This window comes from Tropicimonas sp. TH_r6, from assembly GCF_033101155.1.
Taxonomy (GTDB): domain Bacteria; phylum Pseudomonadota; class Alphaproteobacteria; order Rhodobacterales; family Rhodobacteraceae; genus Tropicimonas.
This window is the reverse complement of sequence record NZ_JAWMPX010000025.1, coordinates 17151-32199: the sequence shown is the minus strand read 5'-3', so window position 1 is coordinate 32199 and position 15049 is coordinate 17151. Positions and strand designations below refer to the sequence as shown.

10 protein-coding genes are annotated in these 15049 nt (G+C 64.2%); 3 read left to right on the top strand and 7 right to left on the bottom strand.

What is annotated here, in order from left to right; genetic code table 11:
- Positions 1 to 8: 8 nt before the first annotated feature.
- The 3 genes from smpB to dapA all read right to left on the bottom strand — a co-directional run bounded on the left by smpB (position 9) and on the right by dapA (position 3258).
- Complete coding sequence (gene smpB, locus R3X27_RS19555) at positions 9 to 482, bottom strand: SsrA-binding protein SmpB (RefSeq protein WP_317710571.1); 474 nt, start codon at positions 480 to 482, stop codon at positions 9 to 11.
- Between the two features lie 69 nt (positions 483 to 551).
- Positions 552 to 2099, bottom strand: coding sequence for a hypothetical protein (locus tag R3X27_RS19550; RefSeq protein WP_317710570.1), 1548 nt, complete (start codon positions 2097 to 2099; stop codon positions 552 to 554).
- Positions 2100 to 2385: 286 nt separating this feature from the next.
- Positions 2386 to 3258, bottom strand: a complete 873-nt coding sequence (dapA, locus tag R3X27_RS19545) for a 4-hydroxy-tetrahydrodipicolinate synthase (RefSeq protein ID WP_317710569.1) — start codon at positions 3256 to 3258, stop codon at positions 2386 to 2388.
- 190 nt (positions 3259 to 3448) lie between these two features.
- On the opposite strand from dapA, the gene R3X27_RS19540 reads away from it, so the two are divergent.
- Entirely contained in the window at positions 3449 to 5389 is a 1941-nt protein-coding gene (locus R3X27_RS19540) for a lytic transglycosylase domain-containing protein (protein ID WP_317710568.1), read from the top strand.
- 106 nt (positions 5390 to 5495) lie between these two features.
- Here the strand turns inward: R3X27_RS19540 and R3X27_RS19535 are convergent, their stop codons facing one another.
- On the bottom strand, positions 5496 to 6365 hold the full coding sequence (locus R3X27_RS19535) for a DMT family transporter (RefSeq protein WP_317710567.1): 870 nt from the start codon (positions 6363 to 6365) through the stop codon (positions 5496 to 5498).
- Positions 6362 to 7009 carry a tRNA (5-methylaminomethyl-2-thiouridine)(34)-methyltransferase MnmD gene (mnmD, locus tag R3X27_RS19530; protein WP_317710566.1) on the bottom strand — a complete coding sequence of 216 codons (648 nt, stop codon included), beginning with the start codon at positions 7007 to 7009 and terminating at the stop codon, positions 6362 to 6364. The genes R3X27_RS19535 and mnmD overlap by 4 nt, the downstream gene beginning before the upstream one ends.
- Positions 7010 to 7109: 100 nt before the next feature.
- Between mnmD and R3X27_RS19525 the strand changes: the two genes are divergently transcribed.
- Positions 7110 to 8132, top strand: a complete 1023-nt coding sequence (locus tag R3X27_RS19525) for an FAD-binding oxidoreductase (protein ID WP_317710614.1) — start codon at positions 7110 to 7112, stop codon at positions 8130 to 8132.
- 51 nt (positions 8133 to 8183) lie between these two features.
- Here R3X27_RS19525 and mgrA read toward each other — a convergent pair whose 3' ends face one another.
- Positions 8184 to 9215, bottom strand: coding sequence for an L-glyceraldehyde 3-phosphate reductase (gene mgrA / locus R3X27_RS19520; RefSeq protein WP_317710565.1), 1032 nt, complete (start codon positions 9213 to 9215; stop codon positions 8184 to 8186).
- A 407-nt stretch (positions 9216 to 9622) separates the two neighbouring features.
- Here mgrA and R3X27_RS19515 point away from each other — a divergent pair, with 407 nt between their 5' ends.
- Positions 9623 to 14107 (top strand): Hint domain-containing protein, encoded by a 4485-nt coding sequence (locus R3X27_RS19515; protein WP_317710564.1) that lies wholly within the window; start codon positions 9623 to 9625, stop codon positions 14105 to 14107.
- Here R3X27_RS19515 and R3X27_RS19510 read toward each other — a convergent pair.
- Positions 14080 to 15024, bottom strand: a complete 945-nt coding sequence (locus R3X27_RS19510; RefSeq protein ID WP_317710563.1) for a GlxA family transcriptional regulator — start codon at positions 15022 to 15024, stop codon at positions 14080 to 14082. The two genes, R3X27_RS19515 and R3X27_RS19510, sit on opposite strands and share 28 nt — an antisense overlap.
- Positions 15025 to 15049: the final 25 nt, after the last annotated feature.

Here is a 15049-nt window from a genome sequence, read left to right as displayed (position 1 = left end):
GATCTTGCCTACTCGCCGTGGCGCAGGAGTCGTTGCTTCTGGCGATTCCAGTCTCGCTTGGCCTCCGTGGCCCGCTTGTCCTGGGTCTTCTTGCCCTTGGCGATGCCGATCTTAATCTTGGCGATGCCCTTGTGGTTGAAATAGAGTACCAGCGGTACCAGGGTCATCCCCTTGCGCTGCGTGTCATTCCAAAGCCGCGAGAGCTCTTTCCTTGAAACCAGAAGCTTGCGCCTCCGCCGTTCCTCATGGCCGAACATGGCCCGGTCATAGGGTGCGATATAGGAGTTCACCAACCACAGCTCGCCTTCCTCGACAGAGGCATAGCTCTCGGCGATATTGGCCGAAGTCGTGCGCAGGCTTTTCACCTCCGACCCGGTCAGGATGATTCCGCATTCGATATCGTCCTCGATGGCAAAATCGTACCGGGCACGCCGGTTCTCGGCGATCACCTTGTAGTTTGGATTGTCCTTCGGTTTGGCCATGGGAGCGGTACATAGGCGCATTGGCGGGAAGTTCCAAGGGAAGCCGTGCCGCGCGCGAGGCAAAAGCCGTCAGTGACCTTTTGGCTGCAAATGCGGATACCGCTGGCGCAGCCGCTCGAAGGGGTCCTCCTTGGCCTTGCGCCGGACCGCATCGGAGAAGGGCGTCTCGATCTTTCCGCGCAGCTGGGACGGCTTGGCCACAGTTGCCGGATCGGGCCCAGGATTGTGGGCGTTTGCCGGGACCGACCGACGCGCGGCCGGTCCGGGTTCTCCCCAGGGGTTCTCGACCACATGAGCGTGCGGCGCCGCCGAGGCCGGTTCCCAGCCCTTGTTGGCGTCATCAACCGGCTCCAACGTTTTGCCCGAACCGAAATAGCGGTTCAAATCCACGGAACGCCCGACATTTTCCCGAACCTTCGCATTTGGCCGGCGGAAGCGGCTATGCAGATAGGCGCCGCCATAGATCAGCAGCAGGACCGGCAGGAGCATCGGCATGAACAGGTAGGCCAGGACGAAGCTATATCCCAGGATTCGTGCAGGAAGCGTCTTGTGGAAGGGTTGCGTCGCCTCCTCCTGCACCACGTTGCCAGCCGACCTGCCGTTCAACCAATCGAGATAGCCGAAGCGATAGGCGAGATAGAGCGGCACGAGCAAGGCGATGAAGGCCGGGAGAAGGACCTCCCCTGTCATCATCCAATGCGGGACGCTGCCGCCGCTGCTCATGTAGAGGTAGTAGCCGAGGAAGAATACCAGCGCGAAGAGGCTCGGAATCCGGGACTGCGCGAAGGACGGACGGGCGGTCTTGTGTTTATGCAACCTTTGGAGCTCCTTTTCGCTCGCATCCAGCATCCGCTGCAATTGCGGATCACCACGTTTTGCAGCAGCGCCGGGTTGACCTGATACACGCTCTGCACGGTTCGATCTTCCGCCCCGCCGCATCAGCAATTTGGTCACGGCCAGCGCCAGAAAGACCCCGGCAACCGTTCCGAGGACCAATGCGACCTGTCCGGCCGTCTCGGGCTCGGGCGCCAGTGCCGCGGCGCGACCCTCGATCCATGGCTCGATATAGAGGAAATTCGGCGCCCGCGTCAGGCCGGCTTCGTCAAAGGCATCGCGGGCAAGCTCTTCCAGATCCGGGCTTCGGTCCCGTGCGCCGTTAAAACGACTGACCGGAAGCGACAGTTCCCTGCCGAACGTGTCTTCAGCGATCTGCGAGAGCGAATTGCCCTTCTTGAGCCAGGCAGCAAACGCACCCTTCTGTGCGGGCGGCAGGATGATGGCGGCATGGGCCATGCGCGCCTCCGCATCCTGGTTGCCGTCAAACAGGACGTACATCAGGCGTTCCCGTTGAACCCGCCCGTTCTTCTCCTCCACGAGCGTGTAGGTGTAATCCGGGTTTATCCACCCCAGCAGGTGAACTTCATCGGCCGGATGCGTGTCCCGTTTCGGGTCGAAATCGGCCAGCGTCACCGGGCGTGGCGGCCCCACGCTCAAAGCGACCGCTTTCTCCGCTTCCTCCCGCTCAACCTCGCCATGGATCCAGTATGCGCCAAAGGCGAAGATCGCCGCGAAGAGCAGGTTTCCATACCAGGGAAGGCGGAAAATGGCGGAAATCACGGGCAACTCCAGTCACAGCAACAACGTCTCGAACTGACGGGAGAGTGCCCTTCCCCAAGGGCAGGATTGTGGCGTCCATCTGGAACAAGCGGGGCAGAGGACGGAACGTCTAATGCAACGGGAGTCGAGCGCGACGGTGCTGCCGTTCATTGTGATCGGCAGGACCGTCGCGGCTCGGTGCCAATCGAAGTTCCCTGCCAACGTCCGCAACCGGTTCAAAACGAAAAAGAGGCCGTCTCCGGCCTCTTTCGATATGCACTCGTAGGGAACAGGCAGCCCAAACGGATCAGAGCACCCCGGCATGCTCCATCGCGGCGCGAATGGCCGCCTTGGTCTCATCGGTCAGACCAACCAACGGCAGCCGGACCTCGTCCGAGCACTTGCCCAGCAAGGACAGCCCGTATTTGGCCCCGGCCAGCCCCGGCTCCAGGAAGATTGCCGTATGCAGCGGCATCAACAGGTCCTGGTAGTCCAGCGCCTTGGCATAATCGCCAGCAAGGGTAGCCGCCTGGAATTCGGCGCAGAGCTTCGGCGCGACATTCGCCGTCACCGAGATGCAGCCGACACCGCCATGGGCGTTGAACCCGAGCGCCGAAGCGTCTTCGCCCGAAATCTGGACAAAATCCTTGCCGCAGGTCGCGCGTTGTTTGCTCACCCGTGTGATGTCGCCCGTCGCGTCCTTGACGCCAATGATCCGCGGCAGGTCGGCCAGACGCCCCATCGTCTCGGGCGACATGTCCACGACCGAGCGGCCGGGAATGTTGTAGATGACGATCGGCAGCTCGCAGCAATCATGCAGGGCCTTGAAATGCTCGTAGAGCCCGGACTGGGTCGGCTTGTTGTAATAGGGCGTCACAACCAGCGCCGCATCGGCACCGACCTCCGCCGCGTGCCGAATCAGCCCGATGCCCTCGGCGGTGTTGTTGGAGCCTGCCCCGGCGATCACCGGCACCCGCCCCGCGGACGCCTTCACGACCCGCGCGACCACTTCGCCATGCTCGGCATGGGTCAGGGTCGGGCTTTCGCCGGTGGTTCCGACAGGGACGAACCCATTGGACCCCTGTCCGATATGCCAGTCCACCAGCGCATCGATGGCCTCGTAATCGACCTGCTGTTTCTTGAAAGGCGTTACCAGTGCGGGAATCGAGCCTCTGAACATTGTTATCCTCCTTTTCCCGCGCCATCGGGCGCGCCTTCTGGCCCGGTCCGGGCCGATTCACACTTGTGAATCGCGGCGGACCCTATAGGCAGCAATCCGCCTTGCCAAGTTTGTGAGTTGCCACAACGCGCCCCACCGCTACTCTGGTCCGAAAGATTCCCCGTTGAACGAAGATACAGGCCCCGCTCCCATGCGCTTCCTTCTTGGATTGCTTCTGCTTGTCTGTCTGCCACTGATGGCTTTCGCCGCGCCGACCGATCAGGGTCGGGCGCTGGCCGAGGCCATGGAAGCGGTGCGCGTCGAGAACTGGCGTGCCGCGAGCGTTGCCGCACGGCCCGCCGGCGACGAGGGGCGCGACATCGTCGAGTGGCACCGGCTGCGCAAAGGCGGCCAGGCCGAGTTCGACGCCTATCGCGACTTCCTCGCGCGCCGTTCGGACTGGCCCGGTCTGCCGCTGCTGCGCACCCGCGGCGAGGGCTCGATCCCCGAGGATGCAGCGCCGCAGGAGGTGGTCGACTATTTCGGAGGCGATCTTCCCAATACCGGCACCGGGGTTCTGCGCCTCGTCGACGCCTGGTTGGCGCTTGGCGAGCGTGGCGAAGCGGAGGCAACGGCCGTGCTCGCCTGGCGGACCCGGACCCTGACCGGCGAAACCGAATCCGCCTTGCTCGAACGCTTCGGCAGCGTACTGAAGGAAAACCATGCCGCGCGGCTGGATGACTTGTTGTGGCGCGGACAGAGTTCGGCCGCGCGGCGCAACATCCCCCGCGCGCCCGAGGGCTGGGCCGAGTTGGCGGAAGCGCGCCTGACCCTTGCCGCGCGCGAGCCCGGCGTGGACACCCGTATCGAAGCCGTCCCCGAAGCGCTTCAGGATCATCCCGGCCTCGCCTATGAGCGCTTCATCTGGCGCGCCCGCAAGGGGCGGCATTCGGAAGCCATCGCGCTGCTCGTCACCCGCTCAGCGAATCCCGAAGCGCTCGGGCGACCGGAGAAATGGTCCAACTGGCGCCGGATCTATACCCGCCGCGCCCTGCGCGAGGGGCGCCCGGAGGAAGCTTACGCGCTCGCCAGCCACCATTTCCTCGTCGAAGGCTCGGCCTTTGCCGATCTCGAATGGCTCTCCGGCTTCATCGCCTTGCGCTATCTCGACGATCCTGAACTCGCCCTGCTGCATTTCGACCGCTTCGAGGCCGCCGTCTTCACCCCCATCAGCCTCGGCCGCGCCGGTTACTGGCAGGGCCGCGCCTTCGCCGCTGCCGAAGATCCGGACTCCGCCCTTGTCGCCTACACGCGCGGCGCTCAGCACCAGACCAGCTTCTACGGCCTGCTCGCCGCCGAAGCCGCCGGCCTGCCAATGGATCCGACCCTTGCGGGAACGGAGACCTTCCCCCCGCTGGCCGAGAGCCCGTTGCGCGGCAATTCCAACCTCGTCGCCGGGCTGTTGTTGCTCGACGCCGGCGAGTTGAACCTCGCTGAACGCTTCCTGACCCACTTGGTTGAGTCGCTGGAGCGGGAGCAGGCCGGCACTCTCGCCGCGCTTATGCTGGAGCTCGACCAACCCCATGTCGCGCTGATGATCGCCAAGCGAGCCGCGCGAAATCTCGTCGTCCTGCCGGCAGCCTACTTCCCTCTCAGCCCGCTGATGGAACGCGACCTGCCGGTGCCAAAAGAGCTGGCCCTCGCCATCGCCCGCCGCGAAAGCGAGTTCGACCCGGTCGTTGTCAGCCCTGCCGGCGCGCGTGGCCTGATGCAGCTCATGCCGGGGACCGCCAAGGATGTCTCAGGCAAACTGGGCCTATCCTATAGCCGCGACGGGCTGACGGCCGATCCGGCGTACAACGTGACCCTTGGGAGTGCCTATCTCGCCGGCCTCATCGACCGTTTCGGACCGGCGCCAGTCCTCGTCTCTGCTGGCTACAATGCCGGGCCCGGGCGCTCGATCGACTGGTCCGAAGCCCGTGGCGACCCGCGACGGGACTCAGTGGACGTGATCGACTGGATCGAACTGATCCCGTTCCGCGAGACGCGCAATTACGTCATGCGGGTCACGGAATCGATCATGGTTTACCGCGCCCGCCTCAATGGAACGCTTCCCGATGTTCCGATGACGGAATTGCTGCGCAACGGTTAAGAAAGACGCCACAGGCAGCGAAATTCACGGATCCGCGCCGCAAGGCGCGGCCACCCCCAACCGCGGGCAAGCGCGTCAGCGCGCGTGCCGCGGGCGGGAGCCCCCGCTAGCGAACGCGCCTCTCCCGAAGAAGGGTGAAAATCCCCGCAGAGACCACGATAGCCGTCCCAGCCAGCACATTCGGCTGCAGCACTTCACCGTAGATCAGAACCCCGATCATCGCGCCGAAAACAAGCTGCAGATAGGTGAAAGGCTGCACCGCGCTCGCTTCCGCCACCTCGTAGCAACGGATCAGAAGGTAATGCCCGCTCGCACCGGTCACGCAGAGCAGCGCCATCCAGCCCCAATCCGCCGGGATCATGGGCTGCCAGTGAAACAGCCCGATACAGGTCATCACCACTGCGCCGACTGTCCCGGTCCAGAAGAAACTGGTCGCCGAGGCATCCTTCCGGGCGGCGCGCCGGGTCAGGAGGCTGTAGATCGCAAAGAGAGTTGCCGCAGTCAGGGCAATCAACACATAGGGAGAGAACACGCCAACTCCCGGCTTGAGGATCACGAGGATCCCGACAAACCCGATCCCGATCGCCCCCCAGCGCTGCCAACCGACCCGCTCGCCCAATATCGGCCCCGAAAGCGCCGCCACGATCAGCGGATAGCTTGCGAAGATCGCGAGACTTTCCACCAGCCCCAGCAGCACGAAGGCCGTGACCATGACGCAGATCTCCAATGCCAACAGCACGCCGCGTGTTATCTGCAAGTGCGGTTGCGCCGTCGCCGCCGCCGCGCGCAGGCTCCCAGCCTGGCGCACCGTAACCGTCATCACGAAAGCCGCGAAGAACCAGTAGCGGATCATCACCACCATGAAGACATTGTATTCTCCCGCCAGGTGGCGCGAGATCCCGTCCTGCAGCGAGAACAAAACGCAGGTGCCGATCATCAGCAGGATTCCCAGCCGCGTGTCCTGACCTGCGCTCACAGCTTGCGTCCCACGCTCATATGCCGCTTGCGCCCAAAGCCCGGCAACCGTTCGACCTCGAACCCCGCCGCAGCCAATGCGCGCCGCACATCACCCGCCGCCGTATAAGTCGCGAAACTGCCGCCCGGCGCCGTATGCGCACCAACCTCAGCCATGAGATCCGCCTCCCAGAGTTCCGGATTCTTCGCCGGCGCGAACCCGTCAAGAAACCACGCATCCGCCAGACCGCCCCAGCGCGCCAACGTTTCCCGCGCGTCCCCGACGATCATTTGCGCTTGGATCGGCCCGACCTGCGCAACAAAGGCACCAGAGTCCCATTGGGCCAACAGATCCTGCGCCGGCCCGGAGACTTCCTCGAAGGAGGCGAGGGCCCGCTCCAGCTCCGCGCGTTCAAGCGGATACGCCTCGAACCCGACATAGCTAACTCCGGTGACCCCGGCCGCTTCGGCTTCCAGCGCCAATGCCAGCAGGTTCAGCCCCGTCCCGACCCCAAGCTCCGCGACGGAGAAGCCCGGACAAAGCCGCCCCGGCAGGTCATTGCCCGCGAGAAAGACATGCCGTGTCTCCGCCAGCCCGTTCTCGAGCGAGTAATAAGGGTCGTCGAAGCGCGTCGCGACCGGCACATCGCCGTCGCGCCAGATCACTTTGTCGCTCTGGTCCTCGCCCGCCACCTGTTCTAGACCCCGCTTCAAAACGCGCGGACCATGGGCGAAAGGGAAAACCTTGGCAAGGGTAGACGTTACAGTGCGCGGCGCGGGCATCTTCGGATTGGCTTGTGCCTGGGAAATGCAACGACGCGGCGCGAAAATACGCGTGATCGACACGAAAGGCGTCTTCTCGGGCTGCTCGGGCGGGATCGTGGGCGCGCTCGCTCCGCATGTCCCCGAACGCTGGAACCCGAAGAAGCAGTTCCAGTTCGAAGCCCTGATCAGGGCGGAGAGTTTCTGGGCCGATATCGCAGCCGCTTCCGGCATGGAAACGGGCTATGCCCGCACCGGGCGCCTGCAGCCGATCCTAGACGAGGAAGGTCTCACCCGCGCCCGCGAGCGCGGCGAGGAGGCAAAGACGCTCTGGCAGGGCAAGGCCGACTGGAATGTCGTCCGCGCGGAAGAGTTTGGCGACTGGGCGCCCGCGAGTCCCTCCGGCTGGCTCATCCACGAGACCCTCTCTGCCCGGCTACACCCCCGCCAGGCAGGCTCCGCGCTTGCCGCCGCTTTCGAGGCGGCCGGCGGCGAGATTCTCATCGGCGAGGCGGAGAATGAGGGCCGGACTCTCTGGGCCACCGGCGCGGCGGGTCTCGCCGATCTCAGCGAGGATCTGGGCAAGAAGGTTGGCGCGCCGATCAAGGGCCAGGCCGCGCTGCTGAAGCTCGACAACCCCGACGCCCCGCAATACCTCGCGGAGTCGACCCACGGCATCCCGCATTACGACGGCACCCTCGCCATCGGCTCGACCACCGAACGCGAATACGATGACCCGTTCAGCATCGATGCCCAGATCGACGAGGTCGTCGCCCGCGCCAAGCTGGCTTGCCCGGCGCTCGCGGACGCGCCGGTCATCGACCGCTGGGCCGGGCTGCGCCCCCGCTCCCGCACCCGCGCTCCGATGCTCGGCCCCTGGCCCGGCCGCGAGGGTCAGTTCGTTGCCAATGGCGGCTTCAAGATCGGCTTCGGTATTTCCGCTATGGTTGCCAAGACCATGGCCGACCTCATCCTCGACGGAGGCGATCAGATCCCAGAACGCTTCCGCGTCGAGGACAATCTCTGATCCTGTTCTGATCGGGCCGGCCCCTCCCACATGGGAAGGGCCGTGCCGCGGTCAGACATTCTCGGAGGATTGCGCCCAGATATTGATGTCCTCCTCGGAGGCCAACCGGTCGATCTCGGCAAGCTCTTCCTCGGTGAAATCGAGATTGCCGACCGCACCAGCGCAATCGATCACCTGCTCCGGCTTACTCGCCCCGATCAGGGCCGTGGTGATTCCGCCTTCGCGCAGCACCCAGGCAAGTGCCATCTGCGCCAGCGACTGGCCGCGCCGCTCGGCCACCGCGTTCAGCGCCCGGACACTGTCCAGCGCGCTCTCGGTCAGGAACCCGTCGCGGAAGGAGCCGCCCTTCGTCGCACGGCTGCCCTCCGGCACGCCGCCAAGATATTTCTTCGTCAGCATCCCCTGCGCCAGTGGCGAGAAGGCAATGGATCCCACGCCCAACTCCGTCAACGTGTCCTTCAATCCGTCGCGCTCGATCCAACGGTTCAGTAGCGAATAGCTCGGCTGGTGGATCAGGCACGGCACGCCCATCTCCTCCAGCAGCGAGACCGCTTCGCGAGTGCGTGCGGAATTATAGGAAGAGATGCCGACATAGAGCGCCTTGCCGGCGATCACGAGATCGGCCAACGCGCCCATCGTCTCCTCCAGCGGCGTGTCGGGATCGAAACGGTGCGAATAGAAGATATCGACATAGTCGAGCCCCATCCGCTTGAGCGACTGATCACAGCTCGCGATCATGTATTTCCGACTGCCCATCTCGCCATAGGGGCCATCCCACATCCGGTAACCCGCCTTGGAGGAGATGATCAGCTCATCGCGATGGTCGCGGAAATCGGTCCGCAGGATCTCGCCGAAAGCTTCTTCGGCCGAGCCCGGAGGCGGGCCGTAATTGTTGGCGAGGTCGAAATGGGTGATGCCATGGTCGAAAGCGGCCTGACAGATCTCCCGCTTGGTCTGGTGCGGCGTGTCATGACCGAAATTGTGCCACAGACCCAAGGAAATTGCCGGCAGCTTGAGGCCGGAGGCGCCGCAGCGGCGATACTTCATGCGGGAATAGCGGTCAGGATGGGCGACATAGGTCATGGGACTCTCCGGATGAATGCCCGCCGGCACGGTCCGGCGCGGTCCCCTCAATCTTCACCCGACAGGATCCGGATGCAACGCCAATCGCCGTGACAATGAGCCCCCCAGACACAGCCTCTACAGCCCGAAAAAACCGAGGTTTACGGCTCACCGATCCACGCGCTTTGGAAACCAATCTGGAAACAATCCTCGCTTCGAACCACCAAAACCGGCCCGTTTTCAACCAAAAATTCCTCAAATCAACTCCTGATTGTCAACCTCAGCGGGACAATGTGGCGAGAATTTGTCTCAAATCAGTCTGTTTCCGAAGAATTAACCGCGCCGCGTCGCGGCATTGCCTATGAATTGGCCAAATCCACTTCTAAACGAAGAATAAGCTTAAAATTCTGGGTACCACGGGTGGGTTTATGGCGACGATTGACGGTGATGACAGCGACAACATCCTGAACGGAACGGGTGAGGCCGATGCGATCACTGGTGGCGCCGGCAATGACACGATCAACGCCGGCGGCGGCGATGATGTGATTCAAGCCGGTCCGGACACGATCTCGACAACCGCGCTCAACCTGTCCTGGTCCGACGAGGGCGGCGACGGAACCGACATTTCCTCCGGGTTCACGCAAGATACCGGCGGCATCGATGTCACGGTCGGCTTCACCCAGGGCACGATCGGCACGACCGCCACGGTCGAGACCAACTCCACCTATGTCGAGACCGACGATCCCTTTTCGAGCACATCCAACCTGGGCCTGCGCGGTTCGGGCACCGGCTCGACATGGACTACCGACATCTCCTTTGCCGCCAGCACCGGCGCCGACTATGCGGACGAGGTCGAGGCCGTCAGCTTCCGCATCCAGGATATTGATGCCAATTCCTGGCAGGATGTCGTCACGGTCTATGCCTATGACGCGGACGGCAACCAGGTCGAGGTCACGCTGACGGTCGAGGGCGACGACACGGTCAGTGGCAACACGGTCACCGCCGGTAGCTCCTCCACCGCAGCCACGGACGCCGCGGGTTCCGTGCTGGTCGAGATCGCCGGGCCGGTTGCGCGCATCGAGATCATCTACGAGAACGCCGGCAGTAGCGGACAACTGCTCTATATCACCGACGTCCATTTCGACGCTGTCGACGCATTCGAAGATGACGACATTGTCTATGGCGGCACCGGCAACGACACGATCGCGGGCGGCCTGGGCGACGATACGCTCTATGGCGAGGACGGCGAGGACACCCTGTCCGGCGGCGCCGGCGATGACACGCTCCATGGCGGCGATGACGCGGATACGCTCTACGGCGGCGAAGCCAATGACACCTTGTACGGCGACGAGGGCGACGACCTTCTCTTCGGCGAAGCGGGCATCGACATCCTCGATGGCGGCACGGGGGCGGACACGCTCGACGGCGGCAGCGGCGATGACAACCTGTTCGGCGGCGCCGGCGCGGACACGCTGATCGGCGGCGACGGCAGCGACACGATGTCGGGCGGCGATGACAGCGACATCTTCTACGCGGAATCCGGCGACACGATCATCGGCGGCGAAGGCGGTGATGACAGCAATGACACGTTGATCGCAAGCGATGTCGACCGGGTCGAATATGACGCCAACGACCCCGAGGCCGGCACGCTCTTTTTCAGCGACGGCACAACGGCTGATTTCACCGAGATCGAGACCCTCGTCATCAATGGCGGCCCGGACGGCATTGTCGACGGCACAAGCGGCGACGACGTGATCGACGCCAGCTATGTCGATGCGCAGCTGGAAATGGTCGACAATGATGACGGCATCAACGGCACGACCGGCGACGAGGACAACATCCAGGCCGGATCCGGCGACGACATCATCTATGCTGGCGAGGGCAACGACACGGTCACCGGCGGCGTGGACACGCTGACCTCCGCGTCCGAGAGCCTGAACTGGACCGCCGACGGCACCGGGGTCGACGCGACAACCGGGTTCTCCCAGAATACCGGCCTCGCCACTCTTACCGTCAATGTCAGCGATGACGGCGCGCTGACCTCGGCTCAGACCGCTACCACGGCCCAATATGTCGCTACGGGCGAGCCCTTTGCCACAGACTCCACCCTGGCTCTGGGCGGCGATGGCGGCGCGGATGTGGCCACGGTCACCATCGCGACCGACCAGTCGATGGAAGATGTGAGCTTCCGCATCAACGATATCGACAGCTCCAGCTGGGAAGATATCGTCACCGTCAACGCGTATGACGCCGATGGGAATCCAGTCGCGGTGACATTGACGGCGGCGGGCGATGACACGGTCACGGGCAACACGATCACCGGCGGCTCGGTCAACGATTCCTCCGACATCGCGAATGGCTCTGTCCTCGTCGAGATCGCGGGGCCAGTATCCGAGATCGAGATCGTTTACGAAAATGGCTCGACCGGCGGCCAGGTCGTCTACCTGACGGATGTGCATTTCACGTCCGTGCAGACCGATGACGATACGATCCATGGCGACCAGGGCGATGACACGCTCTCCGGTAATGCCGGGGATGATGTTATCTATGGCGACCAACTCGCCGTTGATCCCACCGACTATGCCTCCACTGGCGGCAGCGCGACCAGCGTCACCTTCGAGAACCTGTCCCCGTACGACGTCGAACTGGTCGAGATCGACGCCTCGGGCAATTTCGTCTCCCACGGCACACTGACGGCCGGCGCGTCGACGACCGAGAGCACGACCGACGGCACGACCTGGATGATCCTGGACCCGGCGACCGACGACATCCTTGATGTTTTCGACAACCCCGCCGACGGCTCGACCCAGACCTTTGACAGCGCCGGGACCGACACTCTGGACGGTGGCACGGGCAATGACACGCTCTCGGGCGACTGGGGCGGCGACACCCTGCTCGGCGGCGAGGGCGACGACACGCTGGACGGCGGCAGCGGCGACGATGTGCTGACCGGCGGCGCCGGCGACGACGACATCACCGGCGGCGACGGTCAGGACCAGATCATCTTCGAGGACGGGTTCGGCACCGATACGGTCGATGGCAGCGAGGGCGGCGAAGACCTCGACACGCTTGACTTCTCGGCCATGACAAGTGGCGTCGAAGTCTCCTTCACCGGCGACGAGGCTGGCGACGCGAACGCCACCTCCGATGCCAGCACGGCCGATTTCACCAATATCGAGCGCGTTCTCGGCTCCGACCACTCCGATGTGATCGACGCCTCCGCCTCCGGCATCTCGCAGATCCTCGAAGGCGCGGGCGGCGAAGACGACATCACCGGCGGCTCTGGCGATGACATGATCGACGGCGGCGCGGATGGCGACACTATCTCCGGTGGCGCGGGCGTGGACAGTGTCTCTGGCGGCGCTGGCGTCGATTTCCTCGATGGCGGCGACGACACGGATGCCGACACCATCTATGGCGGCGATGATGGCGATGTGATCACCGCACGCATCAATGACGTGATCGAGGGCGGCGAAGGCGGTGATGACAACGACATCCTCATCGTTGCTGGCGCGGCGACGGTCGAATACGACGTGAGCGACCCCGAAGCCGGAACGATCACCTACTACGATGACGACCTGAACGTCACCGGAACGGCGACCTTCTCGGAAATCGAGCATGTCTACGTGGTCGGCGCGGGCGAGGGCAACTCCAACCAACCGGTCCTGCCGGCCGACACATCCGCCGCCATGGGCTCGCTGGATGGCGTGGTCGAGGGGACGGATCTGGGCGAAATCATCGACACCGCCTATACCGGTGACCCCGATGGCGACATGGTCGATGGTAACGACGCCGTCGCACCGCTGAGCGACGAGCAGGACATCATCCTGGCCGGCGACGGCGACGACACCATCTATGCCGGTGAGGACGCGGACACCGTCTTTGGCGGCGATGGCGCCGACACCGTCTATGGCGAGGCAGGCACAGATACCATCGATGGCGGCGACGGCGCAGACACTCTCTTCGGCGGCGCGGGCAGCGACCTTGTCTTCGGCGGCGACGGCGATGACACGCTCTCCGGCGACTCGGGCGTCACGGGCGATGGCGGCGACCTGCTGTCCGGCGACGCGGATCAGGATACCTTCATCTTTATCGGCGATGGCGATGTCATCGTCGGCGGCGAAACCGGCACTGACTACGACACGCTCGATCTCAGCGACCATGTCGGCCCGCTGGAAGTGCAGTGGACTGGCGCCGAATCCGGCGTGGTCAACTTCCTCGACAGCAATGGCACTGTCACCGGCAGCGCCGAATTCAGCGAGATTGAACGTGTCGTGCCCTGCTTCACACCCGGGACACTGATCCGCACGGCCAAGGGCGACATCCCGGTCGAAGATCTGTGCGAAGGTGATCTGGTCCTGACTCGCGACAACGGTCTGCGCCCGATCCGCTGGTTCGGTCGCCGCACGGTCGGCCGTTTCAAGCTGCTGGCAAACCCGCGGTTGCGCCCGATCCACATCCGGCGTGGCGCGCTTGGCCCGAACGTTCCGGATCGCGACATGATGGTCTCGCCGCAGCACCGCCTCCTCTTCGCCAACAGCGCCGCGCATCTTCTGCTCGGTGAGGCCGAAGTGCTGGTCAAGGCAAAAGACCTGACACATCTCGCCGGCGTGGATCGGCTCGAGACCGAAGAGGTCGACTACATCCACATCATGTTCGACGCCCATGAAATCGTGCTTGCCGACAATTGCTGGAGCGAGAGCTTCCAGCCGGGCGACATGGTCGCGGCCCCGGAAACGCGTGAGATTTTCGGCGAGTTGCTGGAGATCTTTCCCGAGCTGGCCACCGAAGAAGGCCGGCAAGCCTATGGCGCCGCGCGCTACTCGACAAAGGCGTTCGAGGCAAAGCTGGTCGCCCGGTCAGGCGTCGAACAGTCAAAACCCCGTCAGGTCCTGCTGGAAGGCGCGGCCTGACGTCTCTTGCGCGGGCTTTGCCCAAACCGCGCCCGGAACCGCGTTGCGAAATGCGACGGGCTGGAAAAGCCGCAGGTCAGCGCCACTTCCGTCACCGGCAAACGCGTCTGGCGCAGCAACTCATCCGCCTTGGCAAGGCGCATCTCCAGCCAGGTCTGCGCGACGCTCTGTCCGAGATCTTCGGAGAAATGGCGCTGCAGCTGCCGTTCGCTGGCCCCCACGAGCCGGGCGATGCGCGCCACGGGGAACGGGTCGGCAAGTTGGCTCTCCATGAGGTCGAGCGCAGTCGCAGTGGTGTGATGCAGCGTCCGCCCCTGCGGATTGCGCGCCCGTTGCGGAGCTTCCGCCGCGCGGATGCCGGTATGGATGAACCAGTCGCTCACCGCGCTGGCAAGCTCTGCCCCATGCTCGGCGCGGATCATCGCATGCATCATGTCCAGCGGCGCCGAACCGCCCGCACAAGTCGCCCGGTCGCGATCGATGACAAAGAGCCGCCGCTCCAGCAGCAGCGTCTCCGACCACTCCCTGAGCGCCTCGAAATGCTCCCAATGCACGGTGAAGCGCCTGTTCTCCATCACGCCCGCCCGTGCCAGAATCACGCCACCGCCGGAGATCCCGCCAAGCCGCATCCCTTTGGCAGACAACTCCCGCAACCCGGCAAAGAGCGCCGGGTCGCTGAAACCCATCGGATCCCCCCCCGCCACGACAAACAGCATGTCGAACCGCGCGGTCCGCTTCAGCGGCCTGGTCTTGAACCATGCCCCGCAGGAGGCGCGCACCCGCCCGCCCTCCCGCGAGAGATAGACCGGTTGGAATAGCGTGTCGCCAGCCAGCAGGTTGGCTGCCCGGAGCGGTTCCACGGCAGAGGCACAGGACATCAGGGCAAAACCGTCGATCAACAGGAACCCGATTTTCATTCATACCTCCGCTTGGCGTAAATAA